The sequence below is a fragment of the Curtobacterium sp. VKM Ac-1395 genome, assembly GCF_015350975.1.
Taxonomy (GTDB): domain Bacteria; phylum Actinomycetota; class Actinomycetes; order Actinomycetales; family Microbacteriaceae; genus Curtobacterium.
In genome coordinates this window covers 75,375-90,784 of the sequence record NZ_JADKRX010000004.1, presented here as the reverse complement: position 1 = coordinate 90,784, position 15,410 = coordinate 75,375, and the positions used below count along the sequence as shown (strand labels likewise).

The window sequence follows — 15,410 nt, the reverse complement described above, 5'->3', positions numbered from 1 at the left end:
GCGCACCGCCCGTCAGTCGAGCGGCCGTCCGGCTCCCCACACCCGCTGGACCTCGAGCGCCGGCGACAGCGCCACCAGGTCGGCGGCGAACCCCGGCGCGAGACGACCCAGCCGGTCGCCGAGCCCGAGCGCACGAGCAGGCACGCTCGTCAGCGCCGCCACGGCCTCGGGCAGGGACCGCCCGGCGAGCGCGACGGCGTTCCGCAGCGCCACGTCCTGGGTGAGCGTCGACCCCGCGATCGTGTCCGTGCCGGCGACGTGCGCGACACCGTCGGTCACGGTGACGTCGAGCGACCCGAGGCGGTACTCGCCGTCGGCGGCTCCGGCAGCACCCATGGCGTCGGTGATCAGCGCCACGCGGCCGGGGGCAGCGCGGAACAGGGTGTCCGCGACGACCGGGTGCACGTGGACGGCGTCGAGGATGAGCTCGAGCGACACGCGGTCGTCGGCCACGGCGGCGCCGATCGGCCCGGGCGCCCGGTGGTGGAGCCCCGGCATGGCGTTGAACGCGTGCGTCAGCATCGTCGCGCCGGCGTCGAACGCGGCACGGGCCTGGTCGTACGTGCCGACGGTGTGACCGACCGCGACGACGACCCCGGCGTCGACGAACCGACGGACGGCGTCGAGCGCGCCGGGCAGCTCGGGCGCGATGGTGATCTGCCGGATGACGCCCTCGCCGGCCGACAGCAGGGCATCGACGTCGGCGGGGGTCGGGTCGATCAGGAACTGCTCGTTGTGGGCGCCCTTGTTGTGCGGGGACAGGAACGGCCCCTCGAGGTGGACGCCGAGCACGAGCGGGTCGGTGGCCATCACCTGGCGGATCCGCCCGAGTGACGCCGCGAGGACGTCGACCGGGTTCGCCACGAGCGACAGGACCGACCGGGTGGTGCCGTGCGCGCGGTGCATCGCGAGTGCGGGGCCGACGGAGGCGTCCTCGTACGCGACGGCCGCCCCGCCGTGCCCGTGCAGGTCGACGAACCCGGGCGTCAGGACCGCGTCGCCGAGGTCGACCACGTCATCGGCTGTCGGAGCATCGGGCCCGGCGCCGATCGCGTGGATCGTGTCCCCGCGGAGGAGCACCCACCCGTCGGCCGTGGACCCGGCCACGTCGACGACCTGAGCAGCACGGACCAGGGTGCTCGGAGCCTCCGGACCGACCGGACCGGAACCGGTCCCGGAGGCAGAGCCGGACCCGCACCCCGCCCCGTCGCTCACCGGGCCTCCCGCCGCGACGCGACCACGCCGGACACCGCGGCCACCACGACGAAGACCAGCCCGACGACCGGATGCCCGATCGAGATCCAGGCGCCCCCGGCGGCCACGATCAACGCGACCTCGACGATGGTCTTGCCGACGACGTCGGTCTCGATCGGGGAGCGTGGCGACCGGAAGAAGTACCAGACCACCGCGGCGAACAGCGGCGCACCGACGATGAACAGCACGGCCGGCATCGGGAACGGCCACGCGATGTAGCCCCAGTACGCCAGCGACAGCAGCCCGAACGCGCAGACCAGCCCGCGCAGCACGCTCCAGCCGTCGACACGGCGAGGACTGCGCGGCGCCGACGGGTCGGGCGTCGCGTCCCAGTCCATCGGGGATCGCGGGACGTTGCTCATGCTGGTGCCTACTTGAAGATGATGGTGCGGGCGCCGTCGAGGAGGACCCGGTCCTCCGCGATCCAGCGCACGGCCTGGGTGAGGGTGCGTGACTCTTCGTCCTGGCCGATCGAGACGAGCTCGGCCGGTTCCTTCGTGTGGTCGACCCGCACGACGTTCTGCTCGATGATCGGGCCTTCGTCGAGGTCGCTCGTGACGAAGTGCGCGGTCGCCCCGATGAGCTTCACGCCCCGGGCGTGCGCCTGCCGGTAGGGGTTGGCGCCCTTGAAGCCGGGCAGGAACGAGTGGTGGATGTTGACCGCCCGACCGCGCAGTGCGGCGCAGAGCTCGGGGGAGAGGATCTGCATGTACCGCGCCAGGACGACGAGTTCGATGTCGTGTTCCTGCACCGCGTCGAGGATTCGCTGCTCCATCGCCGCCTTGCTGTCGGCGTCGGTGACGGGACGGTGCTCGAACGGCACGGAGTAGAACGCGGCCAGTTCGGACAGGTCGGTGTGGTTCGACAGCACGAGGGGCACGTCGATCGCGAGCTGCCCGCCGCGCTGCCGGTAGAGCAGGTCGTTGAGGCAGTGCCCGGCCTTGGAGACGAGCACGAGCGTGCGCATCGGTCGGCCGACGACGTCGAGCTGGACGCGCATGGCGTAGCGCTCGACCACGGGGGCGATGGCCTGCTCGAACGTCGTGCGGTCGACCGGCGCCATCACCTGCAGGCGCATGAAGAACGTGTTGGTGTCGTGGCTCGAGAACTGCTGCGACTCGGTGATGTTGCCATGGGCCTGCACGACGGCCCCGGACACGGCGTGCACGATCCCGGGCTGGTCGTCGCAGACCAGGGTCAGGGTCCAGTGCGTGGGGGTCGCGTCGCTCGGGTCGGTCACCGGTTCAGGCTACCGGCCAGGAGGCTCGCCCCGCCCCGTCACGCAGCCCCTGTGGACAACTGGTCCGGCCCTACGCCTCCGCCCCACGCCGCAGCGCCCGGTCGCCGATCGTCAGCGCGCTCAGCACCACCGCGATGCCGACGATCACCCACCCGAGCACGTGCAGGTCCGGCGTCGTCGGAGCCTGCCCGAACACCCCGCCGATGAGCGAGGACGCCGCGATCGCCCCGATGTACACGCTCGTGCGGGACAGCCCAGCGGCCGTGCCGATCGACTCCGGCGGCACGATCCGGTACAGCGCCGCCTGGTTCGACACGGACGCCAGCGCCTGCGGGATCCCGAACAGCGCCGGCGCGAGGGCCAGCAGCACGATCGACGACCCGGTGTGCAGCCCGAGCAGCAGCAGTCCGCCGAGGGCGGGCACCGTCGCCGCGATGACGAGGGGCCCGCGCACCGTGGTCCGCCGGGCGACGAGGACCGATGCGAGCCCGGCGACCACCGCCGCCGGCAGCTGGAGGGAGCCGGCCTGGTCGCTGGAGTACCCCGCGACGTCCTGCACCCACTGCGAGAACCCGTACGTCATCGTGTACGCGAGCATGTAGACGAGGAACAGTCGCAGGTAGGTGCGGGTCAGGGCCCCGTTCCGCGCGAGCATCCGCACGTCGACGAACGGCCGGGTGGCGCGCAGCTCCCAGAGCACCAGGGCGACGAGCAGCACGACCGCGACGCCGAGCAGCCACCACAGGCCCGCCTGGATGTCGAGCAGGAACACGAGCAGCGCCGACACCGTGCCCGTCATGAGCACCATGCCGAACGGGTCGAGCGCCGTCAGGACCGGCACGTCGGCGTCGTACCGCGGACGCAGTCGGTCCGACGGCAGCCAGAGCCCGGCGACCACGAGCCCGAAGACCGCGAGCGGCACGTTCACCAGGAAGATCGCGTGCCAGCCGAACCCGGCGATGAGCGCGCCGCCGAGCGGAGGGCCGGCCGCCGCGGACACCAGCGACGTGATCGAGAGCGCACCGAGGACCAGCGGCGGCGTCGGCTTCCCGATGCGCGCGGAGTGGTGCCGCAGGGTCGTCAGCGCCGCCGGGTACGCGGACGAGGTCCCGATGCCGATCAGCACGCGGGCGAAGACCGCTCCGCCGAAGCCGGTCAGCACCTCGGGCACGAGTCCCGCGATCCCCACCACGACGAGCCCCGCCATGAACACCTTCTTCGGGCCGAACCGGTCCGCCAGCTTCCCCATCGTCGGCTGCGCCACGGCACTCGCCAGGTACAGCGCCGCGACGAGCCAGATCGCCTGCGACGCTCCGATGCCCAGATCACGGGAGATCGGCGCGAGGGCGACCGACACCATCGTCGTGTTGATCGGGTTCAACAGCGGCCCGACCAGGACCGGGATCAGCAGCTTCGGGCCGAAGCCGCTGCCGGATCCGTGGTCAGCGGACGTCGGGACGGGAGCGGTGGAGGTGGACGTGGTGGCCTGCCTTGGTGCGGTGGCCGGGACGCGACCAGCCAGGAGGCCCGGCGTGCGTCCGCGACGCACCACGGGCCTCCTGGCTGGTCACGACTCGACGAGGGGTCGGAGGATGGCGAACGACCGCGCGAGGACCGCGCGGTCGTCCGGGTCGAGCGCCGCGAGGCGCTCGGCGAGTGTGCGGGTGCGGGCACGGAGGGAGTCCTCACGGGCGGCGCGGCCGGCATCGGTGGCGGTGACGATCGTGCGACGACCGTCGGTGGGGTCCTGCTCGCGGTCGACGAAGCCGAGGTCGACGAGCACCTGGATCGTGGCGCCCATGGACTGTGGGCGGACGCCCTCGGCCCGGGCGAGGTCAGCGGTGGTCGTGGCACCGTCGCGGACCAGGCGACCGAGGGCGGCGGACTGGGAGGCGGTGACCTCGTCGGCCTTGCCCACCAGGGTCGTCCTGCGGATGCGGCCGTGGAGCGCCAGCAGGTCACTGGCGAGGTCGGACGGGTCCGTGGAGGTCATACCGCGACGGTACTACTCCGACAGGTGAACTTGCAAGGCATCCTGTCGATCAGTGGTCGAAGACGATTCGCCGCTTCGTCACGCCGAACCCGGCCCGCTCGAACGCCCGCCACATCGGGGTGTTCGCCGCGTCCGTCGTCCCCACCACCCGGGGTTCGCCTGCCGCGTGGTGCACGCGCAGCGCCTCGGCGAGCAGTGCGTCGACGACCCCGTTCCCGCGGTGCTGCGGGAGGACGCCGATGTAGCTGACGGCGGCGTCGTAGGCCGTCCGGGTGGCCAGGACGAACCCGCGCGTGACACCGTCGGCACCGACCGCGATCCGCCAGTCCTCGCGGCGTCCGGGCAACGAGGCGTAGAACTCGAGGTCGTCCGCCGCGGTGCCCCTGGCGCCGAGCCGGGCGACGGTCGCGCGGGTGTGGTCGTCGAGGCTCCCGACGGTGACCCGGGCGAACAGGTCGAGGAACTCGTCGTCGTCACCGGTCCGGAAGGTCAGGTCCCGGCGGGGCGCTGGCACGTCGGCGTCCGGTGTCCACGCGACGCTGATCCGCTCGGTCGTCCGCGGGAGTCCGGCAGCGCTCGCCGCCGCTGCCCGCCAGGCCACCGACGCCACGGCTGCCGGGTCGTCGCGCCAGTCGACCGCGACGTCGACGATCCACTCGGGGGTCGCACCGAAGGACGCTGCCCCGGCACGGAGGAGCCCCGCGGCGATCGTGACGCGGTCCTGCTCGTCGCGCGCCCCGGGCACGAGCACGTCGTCGAGGGTGGCGGGGACGTGGGCGTCGGCGCCGCCCCACCAGATCGCCCGTCCGACGGGGACGCCGTCGCGCAGCGCGAGCCACGACCACGCCGGGCGGAGGTTGTGCGCCGCCGCCTCGTCCCGGTACCGGTCCGGACCGGTCCACGCGACGGGTTCCGACGTCGTGAAGGCGAGCAGGGCCTCCAGGTCGGCGGTGGTGGACGCGCGGAAGGTGAGCGTCACCGCGGGGCGGTCATCGTCGTGACGAGGTGCTCCTGCAGGTAGCCGAGCCAGTCGTAGACGTCCCGCAGCCCGACACCGTCGACGGCGGTGCTGCTGGCGGCCTCGGTGTCGGCGTCCACGATGCCGAGCCGGTCCGCGATCGTGAGCCGCAGGTCGGTCAGGCAGCGGAGCCAGGACTGCTCGTCCTCGGCGGTCAGGGCACCGTCGCGGCCTCCGGTGAGCCACGCGTGCACGGTGTCGGCGTTCGTCGCCTTGCCGGTGCGGAGGTCGTCGCGGGTGTAGCGCCGGAACTCGGAACTCGCCTGGCGGTCACCGGGGTAGGCGTCCGGGAACATCCGCAGGGTCACGGGGTCGGAGTCGAGGTCCCCGTCGAGGATCTGCTGCAGCTGCTCGACCAGGCTCGTGAGCACCGAACGCTCGCCGGACGCCAGGCCGAGGTGGATGCCGTCGGAGCGGCGCACGAAGGGGATCACTCGCCGGCTGCCCGGTCGACGGTGGCCTGCAGGCCGTAGCCGTGCATCGCCTCGACGTGGAGCTCCATCTGCTCCCGGTTGCCCGTCGCGACGATCGCGCGGCCCTCGGCGTCCACCTGGTGCATGAGCTGCTCCGCCGTGGGACGCGGGAACCCGAAGTAGGTCTGGAAGACGTAGGTCACGTACGACATCAGGTTGACCGGGTCGTCCCACACCACGGTCACCCACGGCACGTCGGGGCGCACGCTGGCGCGGGTGTCGAGGTCGGCGTCGGTGTCGGCGCGCTCGTCGACGGACGGGAACGACAGGGGCATGCAACCAGGGTGACACAGGCCGGGCGGCTCGGTACGATCGTGGTGTCGCGACTGGCGTCGGATGGGTCACCATCAGGGAGCGACACTCGACACGGTGCGTGGCCGTCCGCCTGGGCCACGCCGACCGATCCTCGCCGCCGGCTCGTTCGGCTCGTCACCAAGGAGACCCGTGTCCATCACCGATCTGCCCCCGTTCGTGTCCGAGACGTCCGGCGCCGCGGCGGAACCCGCTGCCTCCGACGCCGCCGCTGCTCGCGCTGCGTTCAACGCCCCGCTCAGCGAGGTCGACCCCGAGATCGCCGCCGTCCTGCAGCAGGAACTCGGCCGCCAGCGCGACACCCTCGAGATGATCGCCTCCGAGAACTTCGTGCCCCGCGCCGTGCTCGAGTCCGTCGGGTCCGTGCTCACGAACAAGTACGCCGAGGGTTACCCGGGCAAGCGCTACTACGGCGGCTGCGAGTACGTCGACATCGCCGAGTCGCTCGCCATCGAGCGCGCCAAGTCCCTGTTCGGCGCCGCCTACGCCAACGTCCAGCCGCACTCCGGCGCCACGGCGAACGCCGCGGTCCTGCACGCCATCGCCTCCGCCGGCGACACCATCCTGGGGCTCGAGCTCGCTCACGGCGGCCACCTGACCCACGGCATGAAGCTCAACTTCTCCGGGCGCATCTACAACGCCGTCTCGTACGGCGTCGACCCCACCACGTTCGAGGTCGACTACGACGACATCCGCGCCAAGGCCGTCGAGCACCAGCCGAAGGTCATCATCGCCGGCTGGTCGGCGTACCCGCGGCAGCTCGACTTCGCGAAGTTCCGGGAGATCGCGGACGAGGTCGGCGCCAAGCTCTGGGTCGACATGGCGCACTTCGCCGGCCTCGTCGCCGCCGGTCTGCACCCGTCGCCCGTCCCGCACGCCCACGTCGTGTCCACGACCGTGCACAAGACCCTCGCCGGTCCGCGCTCGGGCCTGATCCTGTCGAACGACGAGACGCTGTTCAAGAAGCTGAACTCCGCCGTGTTCCCGGGCCAGCAGGGTGGTCCGCTGATGCACGTCATCGCGGCGAAGGCCACCGCGTTCCTGCTCGCCGGCACGCCGGAGTTCAAGGACCGCCAGGAGCGCACCATCCGCGGCGCCCAGGCTCTCGCGTCCCGCCTGACCGCTGACGACGCCAAGGCCGCCGGGGTCGACGTCCTGACCGGTGGCACCGACGTGCACCTGGTGCTCGTCGACCTGCGCGAGTCCGAGGTCGACGGCAAGCAGGCCGAGGACCTCCTGCACGAGGTCGGCATCACCGTGAACCGCAACTCGGTGCCGTTCGACCCGCGCCCGCCGATGGTCACCTCGGGTGTCCGCATCGGCACCTCGGCCCTGGCCACGCGTGGGTTCGGCGACGCCGAGTTCACCGAGGTCGCGGACATCATCGCGCTGACGCTCATGCCGAACCCGGACGTGGCGGCGCTCTCGGCGCGGGTCAAGGCACTGACCGACGCGTTCCCGCTGTACGCGTGAGCGGCACGGCGGCTCCCCAGCCCACCGCGGTGGCTCCCCTGCCCACCGCTCGGTGGGCAGGGGAGGACTCGGCCGTGCGCATCGACGGCACCGCTCTCGCCGCCCGCACGCTCGAGGAGCTCCGCGTCCGCGTCGACCGTCTGCACGAGCGCGGCATCCACCCGGGCCTCGGCACGATCCTGGTCGGTGAGAACGCCGGCTCGCTGTCGTACGTCGCCGGCAAGCACCGTGACTCGGCGCAGATCGGCATCGAGTCGATCCGCCTCGACCTGCCCGCGACCGCCTCGGCCGCCGACATCCGCGCCGCGATCCTGCAGATGAACGACGACCCTCGCGTCACGGCGTTCATCGTGCAGCTCCCGCTGCCGGAGGGCATCGACCCGACGCCCATGCTCGAGCTGATGGACCCGTCGAAGGACGCCGACGGCCTGCACCCGACGAACCTCGGGGAGCTCGTGCTCGCCGTCCCCGGTGGTGCCGGCACGATCGATGCACCCCTGCCGTGCACGCCTCGGGGGATCGTCGAGATGCTCCGCGCGTACGACATCCCGATCCGCGGCAGGCACGTCACGATCATCGGCCAGGGTCTGACGGTCGGGCGCCCGCTCGGCCTGCTGCTCACCCGGCTCGAGGCCACCGCCACCCTCACCCACTCCCTGACCGCCGACGTCGCCGCCGAGTGCCGCCGTGCGGACATCGTCGTCGCTGCCGCCGGGGTCGCCGGACTGGTCAAGCCCGACTGGGTCCAGCCGGGCGCCGCGGTCATCGACGTGGGCATCACCCGCGTCGTGGACGACGAGACGGGGAAGGCCAAGCTGCACGGCGACGTCGACCCCGCGGTCGCGTCCGTCGCCGGCTTCATGTCGCCGGTCCCCGGTGGCGTCGGACCGATGACCCGGGCGATGCTCATGAAGAACGTCGTCGAGGCCGCGGAGCGCCGGCTGAAGTAGTAACCGACGCGTTGGCGTCGCGCCGAGGCGTTGCCGTCACGCCGGCGCGGCGCTACGTTCACCCCATGGGGGAGAACGTGGTCGCCGTGCCGGTGATGGCCGTCGAGGAGCGGCGCTCCAAGCTGCGCGGGTGGATGGTCGTCGTCGCCACGATCGTCAGCCTGTTCGTGCTCGGGGTGCTCGGCACGTGGAGCGCGAGCGCCGGCTACGGCGGGGTCGACGCGGACGGCCACTGGACCGACGCGTCCGGGGTCGTCGTCGCCGCCCCGCCAGCGACGGTCGAGGCCCTCGGCCACCCGTCACCCCTCGCCGTCACGCTCATCGTGCTCGTCGGCGTGCTCGGCGTCGTCGTGCCGCCCACGCTCGCGCGATGGGGTCGCGAGCGCCTCGGCCGCAGGTTCCGGGTCGCCGCCGTCGTCGCGCTCCCGGTGCTCGTCGTCGCCGCGGTCCTGGTCTACGGGGTGTGGGAGAGCCACGTCGTGATGGACCAGATCCAGCACCAGGTGCTGCCGGTCCACGCCTTCCCCCTCAGCGGCACGACGATCACGATGGGCCACATGACGCGCTGAGCGGTCGCTGCGCCGCGCGGCGCTGCGCTGCCGCTCCGCCGAGTCTCACCTCTGCGGACATCGCGCGGCGTCGGCAAGCCGCACGACGTCCGCCCACCCGAGGCTCGGCCTGGAGGCTCGTGCCGACCCCGGCAGGCGGGCCGCGGCGCGGGAGCCGCGGCGCGGACCGGCGCCGCACAACGGAAACCGGCTCGCGCCACGGAAGTTCGTGGCGCGAGCCGGTTTCGGCTGTGCGACGCCAGGCGACGCCGCGTGACGGCAGCGCCGGCTGCAGCGCCGCGGCGCCGGCGCCGCGCGGCGGGCGACGTCGGTGCCGGTCGACGCGCCCGCGTCAGCTGTCGCGCCGCGCGCCCTGCGCCGCGTGCACCGTGAACACGGTCGGCTCGCGGAACCCCGCGTCCGCGAAGGCGGCGGTGACGGCCGTCGCGATCGTCTCACGGGCCTCCCGGTCGACCACCGCGATCGCCGACCCGCCGAACCCGCCACCGGTCATCCGCGCGCCGACGGCCCCGTTCGCCATCGCGGTCGCGACGGCCAGGTCGAGCTCCGGCACGGAGATCTCGAAGTCGTCGCGCATGGACTCGTGCGACGCGACGAGCAGGTCGCCGATCGCTCGGGCGCCCTGCTCGCGGAGGGTGCGGACGGTGTCGAGGACGCGCTGGTCCTCGGTCACGATGTGCCGCACGCGGCGGAAGGTCTCGTCGTCCAGCAGTTCCTGCGCCCGCGGCAGGTCGTCCACCGCGACGTCGCGCAGGGCCTCGACCCCGAGGACCTGCGCCCCCTTCTCGCACGATGCCCGACGTGCGGCGTAGCCACCGGTGGCGTGTGCGTGCTCGACGCGGGTGTCGACCACCAGGACCTCGAGCCCCTCGGCCTGCAGCGCCATGTCGACCACCGCGGTGTCGAGCGTGCGGCAGTCGAGGAACACGACGGCATCCTGCTCGCCGAGCAGCGACGCGGACTGGTCCATGATCCCCGTCGGCGCACCGACCGCGTGGTTCTCGGAGTACTGCCCCACGCGGGCGAGCTGCTTGCGGTCGAGGCCGAGCTCCCACAGGTCGTTGAAGGCCAGCGCGACGCCGCACTCGATCGCGGCGCTCGAGGACAGGCCGGCGCCGACGGGGACGTCCGAGTCGATGTAGATGTCGAGGCCGGTTGCCCGGGAGAGGTCGGCACCCTGTTCCTGCAGTGCCCAGGCGATGCCGAACACGTACGCCGACCAGCCGTCCATCGCGTCGGGCGACAGCTCGTCGAGCGACAGCGACAAGACGGTCTCCGGGTCGAACGCCGAGGCGACCCGCAGCAGGCGGTCCGCACGCGGCGCGATCGACGCCGTGGTGCGGCGGTCGATCGCGAAGGGGAGGACGTAGCCCTCGTTGTAGTCGGTGTGCTCACCGATCAGGTTCACGCGGCCGGGGGCGGAGTACCGCACCGTCGGCTCGTGCCCGAACACCTGCTGGAACGTCATGCTCGTTCGATCCCTCCTCGGATGAACTCGGCCGCCTTCTCGGGGACGAGGTCCCCGATCCATGCGCCCATGGCGGCTTCACTGCCGGCCAGGAACTTCAGCTTGTCCGCCGACCGACGCGGTGACGTGATCTGCAGCATCAGCCGGACGGTGTCACGTCCGGTGTGCACCGGCGCCTGGTGCCAGGCGGCGATGTACGGGGTCGGGTCGCCGTAGAGCGCGTCGAGCCCGCGGGTCAGGCGCAGGTGCATGTGCGCGAGCTCGTCCTTCTCGGCGTCGGTCAGCCCGGCGAAGTCCGGCACGTGGCGGTGCGGCAGCAGGTGGATCTCGATGGGCCAGCGCGCGGCGAACGGCACGAAGGCGGTGAAGTGCTCCCCGGCGAGGACGACCCGCTCGGACGCGCGCTCGTTCGCCAGGTGCTGCTCGAACAGGTCCGGACCGAACCGTTCGATCGATGCCAGCAGCCGTTGCGTGCGCGGGGTGACGTAGGGGTAGGCGTAGATCTGCCCGTGCGGGTGGTGCAGCGTGACGCCGATCGCCTCGCCGCGGTTCTCGAACGGGAACACCTGCTGGATGCCGGGCATCGCGGAGAGTGCGGCGGTGCGGTCCGCCCAGGCCTCGACCACGGTGCGGGCGCGGGACTCGGAGATGGACGCGAACGAGCCGGCGGTCTCGGGGGAGAAGCAGACGACTTCGCACCGGCCGACCGAGCGCAGCTGGCGGTTCAGTCCGACGTCCGACAGGGACGCGAGCGACTCGGGGGCGTCGTCGGCGTCGAGGGCGGGTCCGAACGACGGGGACCGGTTCTCGAACACGGCGACGTCGTACCGACTCGGGACCTCCGACGGGTTCGCCGCGGTCTGCGGAGCGAGCGGGTCCTGGTCGGCCGGGGGCAGGAACACGCGGTTCTGCCGGGCACTCGCGATCGAGACCCACTCGCCGGTGAGGACGTCCTGGCGCATCCGTGCCGTCTCCGGCCGCGGGTCGAGCGTGCGCTCGTCGATGTGCCGTTCGGCGGGCAGCTGCGTGTCCGCATCGTCGAAGTAGATGAGGTCGCGGCCGTCCGCGAGCTTCGTCGCGCGCTTGGTGATCACCCGGACAGCCTAGCGAACGAACGAAGGATTGCGAAAGTGATCGGAAGCAGACGAAACTGTCCCCGTGAGCGACGACGACCTCTTCCTCGCCGGCACGATGCCGGCGCCCCTGCGGCAGGACCGCATCGTCGCCATCGTCGACGGCGCCCCCGGCCTGGTCCGGACCGCGGCGCTCGCCGCAGCGCTCGGCACCAGCGAGGTGACGGTCCGGCAGGACCTCGCCGTCCTCGACCGGGAGGCCCGGGTCAGGCGGGTGCACGGCGGTGCGGTCCGCCCCGGGGTCGGGTCACCGGAGCGGCCGTTCGAGGAGACCGCCGTCGAGCACCGGGCGGCCAAGGCAGCGATCGGCCGCGCCGCCGCGGCGCTCGTGCGGTCCGGGGAGTGCGTGGTGCTCGACGTCGGCACGACACCGGCAGCCGTCGCCGAGGCACTCGTCGCCCGCGAGGACCTGGTCGACGTCACCGTCGTCACGAACTCCCTCACCACGGCCCTGGCCCTCGAGCGCGCGGTGCCGCGGTTCACGGTGGTCGTCACGGGCGGCACGCTCCGTCCCCTGCAGCACTCGCTCGTGGCTCCGTTCAACGGCACGGTCCTGCCGATGATCATCGCCGACGTGGTGTTCCTCGGGGGCACGGGTGTCGACGTCGAGCACGGCCTGACGAACGTGAACCTGCCCGAGACCGAAGCGAAGCGGATGCTCGCCGCGACGGCCCGGCGTACGGTCGTGGTGGTGGACGGCTCGAAGTTCGGCCGTGCGCACCTCGGGGTCGTCCGCGGCCTCGACGACATCGACGTCATCGTGACGGCGGAGGCCCCGTCGGACCTCGTCGAGCACGTACGAGCCGCCGGGGTCCAGGTCGTCGTCGCCGACGACACCGCACCGGGAAGGAACCACAGCGCATGACCGCAGCACCCACCGGAGGCCAGTACCACCTCCGTCACGCCGGCCCGGACGGGGTCGTCGAGGCCGTCGTGACCGAGGTCGCCGCCGGCATCCGCCAGCTCACCGTCGCCGGGTTCGACCTCACCGAGCCGTTCCCGGCGTCCCAGGCGCCCGCCGGTGCGAACGGCATCGTCCTGGTCCCGTGGCCGAACCGCGTCGCGGGCGGCGTCTGGCACCTCGACGGTGCAGCGCAGCAGCTGGACGTCTCCGAGCCGAAGTACGGCAACGCCTCGCACGGGCTGCTCCGGTTCTCGCCGTACCGCGTGGTGGACCAGACCGAGTCGTCCGTCCTGCAGCAGGCCACGATCCACCCGCAGCACGGATGGCCCTTCACCCTCGAGACCCGCGTGCACCACGAGCTCGTCGACGACGGCATCCGCATCACGCACGTGATCACGAACCGCTCCGACGTGCGGGCACCGTTCGCCGTCGGCGCCCACCCGTACCTCCGCGCCGGCGTCACCCCGGCAGAGGACCTCGTCGTCACGCTCGACGCCGCCACCGCGTTCACCGTCGACGACCGCAAGATCCCGAACGGCACGCAGCCCGTCGAGGGCACCGACCAGGACCTCCGCGCCGGCCGTCGTGCCGGGGACTCGGACCTCGACACCGCCTACACCGACGTCACCCCCGGCAGCGACGGCATCCGTCGGACGACGATCCACGGGCCGGAGGGCGACGGCGTCGAGCTGTGGCAGGACGCGTCCTTCCCGTACGTGCAGGTCTTCACCTCCCGCGAGTTCCCCCGGGGCGACGGCAAGGGCCTCGCGGTCGCGGTCGAGCCGATGACCGCGCCTGCCGACGCCCTGAACTCGGGCGAGGGCCTGCGTTGGCTCGAGCCCGACGAGACCTGGACCGGCTCGTGGGGGATCCACCGCGTCTGGTCCTGAGCCCGCCGGTCGGCGCTCTGCTGGACGAACGAAGGCCCCGCCGGTCAGCCGGCGGGGCCTTCGTTCGTGGTCAGTGGAGTCGAGTGTGGCGCGTCAGGCGCGACGCATGCGGAGGGCCTCGACCGCGAGCGACTCAGTGGCGTACCGGCCGATCTCCTGGGCCCACGCGGGGTCGTCCCCGCGCAGGGCGAGGAACTGCTTGCGCTGCCGGCACACGTACCCGAGGACGCTCGAGCCCGTGGCGACCTCGACGAAGTCCGTGCGGATGTGCCGGGTGGTGACCTGTGCCCTGCGGCGGAGGGTGTCCAGCAGGAGCCGGTCGCTCATGGTGGTGTTCGTCGCTGCGGCGAGCTCGACGATGCGGCGCGCTTCCCCGGTGGTGCTGGTGTGCGTGGCGTCGATGTGCTCGATCACGGTGTACCCCGTTCGTTTCGTTCCTGGTGGTGCGGTCGACCCACGAGCAGTGGATCCGGGAACGACACTAACGGCGTGGACCCACCTGCCTGCTGTGGATCGGCCGGTGTGCGCAGTGGGTTCACCATGAGAACGCTGGGGACGGGTTGTACCCCGCGACGATGGCAGGGTCAGTGCGTCACTGTCGCAGCGTCTGGCGGGGGTACTCCCCGAACCGGGTGGCGTAGGTCGAGGAGAACCGACCCATGTGCGCGAACCCCCAGCGCCGGGCGACCTCGGCCACGGACGACGACCGCGGGTCGAGCGACTGCAGCTCCTCGTGCGCGCGACTCAGTCGGACGTCCCGCACGTAGGCCATCGGCGTCGTGTCGAGCGTCCGTTGGAAGGCGTCCTGGGTGCCGCGGACGCTCAGCCCTGCGGCCCGGGCGATGTCGGCGACGGTGAGTGGCTCGTGCACGTGCTCGTGGATGTACTCGACCGCACCGCGGAGTCGTCGGTGGGCGGGGTCGCCGGAGTCGGCGCCGAGGAGATCGGCCTCCAGCGGGTACAGGGCCAGCAGCGCGCGGGCGACGTCGCGTCGGGCTTCGTGCCAGGCGAGCGAGGCCTGGCCGTCCTCGCGGAGCGTGTGCACGGCACCGGACACCGCGGTCCGCCAGCGGGCGACCGCTGCGGGATCCTGCGGCGCGGCACGGTCGAACGACAGCGTGCCGTCGACGAGCCAGCGTTCGGAGGCGACGTCGAGGAGCAGACTGCGGTCGACGTGCACCAGGCGCTGGTCCCAGTCCTCGTACTCCATCTCGAAGCGGCGCTCGACGGGGAACATCGTCGGGACGCCAGGCTGCATCCTGACCTCGTCGCGCCCGACGTCGACCCGCGCCCGCCCACGTTCGAGCCACTGCACGACGACCTCGCCCTCGACGGCCACGTCACCGCGGAGGTACCCGTGCATCTGCGAGCGTCGGATGCTGAGCTGGTCGTCGCCGACACCGACGTAGCGGTACCAGAAGCTCTCGTCGACCGGGCGGGAGTACCAGGCCTTGCCGGCGTACATGCCGGCGAGGGACGTGATCGCCGAGTCGGTGTCCTGCCCGGCGACCGACACCAGGGGCCGCTGTGGCGCGGGGGTGGTCGCTGCGCGGGGGGCGTGCGGCTCGGTGGTCATCGCGGCCTCCTCTCAGAGGACTCGATCCACGCTATGTCGCGTCGAGGCCGAGTTCAACCGTGCCGCGGTCTGCGACCTTTCCGGCACCCCTGGGACACATTGCGCCGAGCCGCCCCGACCCACGTGAGATCGCACTTCGTGTCGCCTCGCTGACCCG

Annotated in this window: 17 protein-coding genes and 1 riboswitch; of the genes, 5 read left to right on the top strand and 12 right to left on the bottom strand. The window is 72.5% G+C overall.

Going from position 1 to position 15,410, the window contains the following annotated elements; translation table 11 throughout:
- Positions 1 to 12 precede the first annotated feature (12 nt).
- The 8 genes from nagA to clpS form a co-directional block, all read right to left on the bottom strand.
- A complete protein-coding gene (gene nagA, locus ITJ68_RS12090; protein WP_323743305.1) occupies positions 13 to 1,107 on the bottom strand; it encodes an N-acetylglucosamine-6-phosphate deacetylase in 1,095 nt (364 codons plus the stop codon).
- Between the two features lie 104 nt (positions 1,108 to 1,211).
- The gene (locus tag ITJ68_RS12085; protein ID WP_194661520.1) at positions 1,212 to 1,616 is read right to left on the bottom strand and encodes a YrdB family protein; all 405 of its coding nucleotides are present in this window, start codon (positions 1,614 to 1,616) and stop codon (positions 1,212 to 1,214) included.
- Positions 1,617 to 1,624: 8 nt separating this feature from the next.
- Positions 1,625 to 2,494, bottom strand: coding sequence for a formyltetrahydrofolate deformylase (purU, locus tag ITJ68_RS12080; protein WP_194661519.1), 870 nt, complete (start codon positions 2,492 to 2,494; stop codon positions 1,625 to 1,627).
- 70 nt (positions 2,495 to 2,564) lie between these two features.
- Entirely contained in the window at positions 2,565 to 4,043 is a 1,479-nt protein-coding gene (locus tag ITJ68_RS12075) for an MFS transporter (RefSeq protein WP_194661518.1), read from the bottom strand.
- Positions 4,044 to 4,061: 18 nt separating this feature from the next.
- Positions 4,062 to 4,487, bottom strand: coding sequence for a MarR family winged helix-turn-helix transcriptional regulator (locus ITJ68_RS12070; RefSeq protein WP_194661517.1), 426 nt, complete (start codon positions 4,485 to 4,487; stop codon positions 4,062 to 4,064).
- 49 nt (positions 4,488 to 4,536) lie between these two features.
- Positions 4,537 to 5,466 carry a GNAT family N-acetyltransferase gene (locus ITJ68_RS19590; RefSeq protein WP_194661516.1) on the bottom strand — a complete coding sequence of 310 codons (930 nt, stop codon included), beginning with the start codon at positions 5,464 to 5,466 and terminating at the stop codon, positions 4,537 to 4,539.
- Positions 5,463 to 5,927, bottom strand: a complete 465-nt coding sequence (locus ITJ68_RS12060) for a DUF2017 family protein (RefSeq protein ID WP_194661515.1) — start codon at positions 5,925 to 5,927, stop codon at positions 5,463 to 5,465. The genes ITJ68_RS19590 and ITJ68_RS12060 overlap by 4 nt, the downstream gene beginning before the upstream one ends.
- 8 nt (positions 5,928 to 5,935) lie before the next feature.
- Positions 5,936 to 6,253 carry an ATP-dependent Clp protease adapter ClpS gene (gene clpS, locus ITJ68_RS12055; protein WP_194661514.1) on the bottom strand — a complete coding sequence of 106 codons (318 nt, stop codon included), beginning with the start codon at positions 6,251 to 6,253 and terminating at the stop codon, positions 5,936 to 5,938.
- A gap of 37 nt (positions 6,254 to 6,290) precedes the next feature.
- A riboswitch (ZMP/ZTP riboswitch) is annotated at positions 6,291 to 6,376 on the top strand.
- Between the two features lie 172 nt (positions 6,377 to 6,548).
- Between clpS and glyA the strand changes: the two genes are divergently transcribed.
- The 3 genes from glyA to ITJ68_RS12040 all read left to right on the top strand — a co-directional run bounded on the left by glyA (position 6,549) and on the right by ITJ68_RS12040 (position 9,282).
- Entirely contained in the window at positions 6,549 to 7,763 is a 1,215-nt protein-coding gene (glyA, locus tag ITJ68_RS12050) for a serine hydroxymethyltransferase (RefSeq protein ID WP_416354651.1), read from the top strand.
- Positions 7,764 to 7,801: 38 nt separating this feature from the next.
- Positions 7,802 to 8,713: a tetrahydrofolate dehydrogenase/cyclohydrolase catalytic domain-containing protein gene (locus ITJ68_RS12045; protein ID WP_194661793.1), complete on the top strand. Its 912-nt coding sequence runs from the start codon at positions 7,802 to 7,804 to the stop codon at positions 8,711 to 8,713.
- Between the two features lie 65 nt (positions 8,714 to 8,778).
- Entirely contained in the window at positions 8,779 to 9,282 is a 504-nt protein-coding gene (locus ITJ68_RS12040; protein WP_194661513.1) for a hypothetical protein, read from the top strand.
- A 331-nt stretch (positions 9,283 to 9,613) separates the two neighbouring features.
- On the opposite strand, the gene galK is transcribed toward ITJ68_RS12040, so the two are convergent.
- Both galK and galT read right to left on the bottom strand, forming a co-directional pair.
- Positions 9,614 to 10,750: a galactokinase gene (gene galK / locus ITJ68_RS12035; protein WP_194661512.1), complete on the bottom strand. Its 1,137-nt coding sequence runs from the start codon at positions 10,748 to 10,750 to the stop codon at positions 9,614 to 9,616.
- The gene (gene galT, locus ITJ68_RS12030) at positions 10,747 to 11,844 is read right to left on the bottom strand and encodes a galactose-1-phosphate uridylyltransferase (protein WP_194661511.1); all 1,098 of its coding nucleotides are present in this window, start codon (positions 11,842 to 11,844) and stop codon (positions 10,747 to 10,749) included. The genes galK and galT overlap by 4 nt, the downstream gene beginning before the upstream one ends.
- 64 nt (positions 11,845 to 11,908) lie before the next feature.
- Between galT and ITJ68_RS12025 the strand changes: the two genes are divergently transcribed.
- Positions 11,909 to 12,748 (top strand): DeoR/GlpR family DNA-binding transcription regulator, encoded by an 840-nt coding sequence (locus ITJ68_RS12025; RefSeq protein ID WP_194661510.1) that lies wholly within the window; start codon positions 11,909 to 11,911, stop codon positions 12,746 to 12,748.
- Entirely contained in the window at positions 12,745 to 13,677 is a 933-nt protein-coding gene (locus tag ITJ68_RS12020) for an aldose 1-epimerase family protein (RefSeq protein ID WP_194661509.1), read from the top strand. Before ITJ68_RS12025 ends, ITJ68_RS12020 begins: the two co-directional genes overlap by 4 nt.
- A gap of 93 nt (positions 13,678 to 13,770) precedes the next feature.
- Here the strand turns inward: ITJ68_RS12020 and ITJ68_RS12015 are convergent, their stop codons facing one another.
- On the bottom strand, positions 13,771 to 14,091 hold the full coding sequence (locus tag ITJ68_RS12015) for a hypothetical protein (protein WP_194661508.1): 321 nt from the start codon (positions 14,089 to 14,091) through the stop codon (positions 13,771 to 13,773).
- 178 nt (positions 14,092 to 14,269) lie between these two features.
- Positions 14,270 to 15,253 (bottom strand): helix-turn-helix transcriptional regulator, encoded by a 984-nt coding sequence (locus tag ITJ68_RS12010; RefSeq protein WP_194661507.1) that lies wholly within the window; start codon positions 15,251 to 15,253, stop codon positions 14,270 to 14,272.
- Between the last annotated feature and the right edge of the window lie 157 nt (positions 15,254 to 15,410).

Coding starts and splice junctions, on each gene's coding strand:
- ITJ68_RS12020 (WP_194661509.1), top strand. CDS start 12,745: ATGACCGCAGCACCCACCGGAGGCCAGTACCACCTCCGTCACGCCGGC.
- ITJ68_RS12040 (WP_194661513.1), top strand. CDS start 8,779: ATGGGGGAGAACGTGGTCGCCGTGCCGGTGATGGCCGTCGAGGAGCGG.
- ITJ68_RS12085 (WP_194661520.1), bottom strand. CDS start 1,616: ATGAGCAACGTCCCGCGATCCCCGATGGACTGGGACGCGACGCCCGAC.
- clpS (WP_194661514.1), bottom strand. CDS start 6,253: ATGCCCCTGTCGTTCCCGTCCGTCGACGAGCGCGCCGACACCGACGCC.
- galK (WP_194661512.1), bottom strand. CDS start 10,750: ATGACGTTCCAGCAGGTGTTCGGGCACGAGCCGACGGTGCGGTACTCC.
- ITJ68_RS12070 (WP_194661517.1), bottom strand. CDS start 4,487: ATGACCTCCACGGACCCGTCCGACCTCGCCAGTGACCTGCTGGCGCTC.
- ITJ68_RS12010 (WP_194661507.1), bottom strand. CDS start 15,253: ATGACCACCGAGCCGCACGCCCCCCGCGCAGCGACCACCCCCGCGCCA.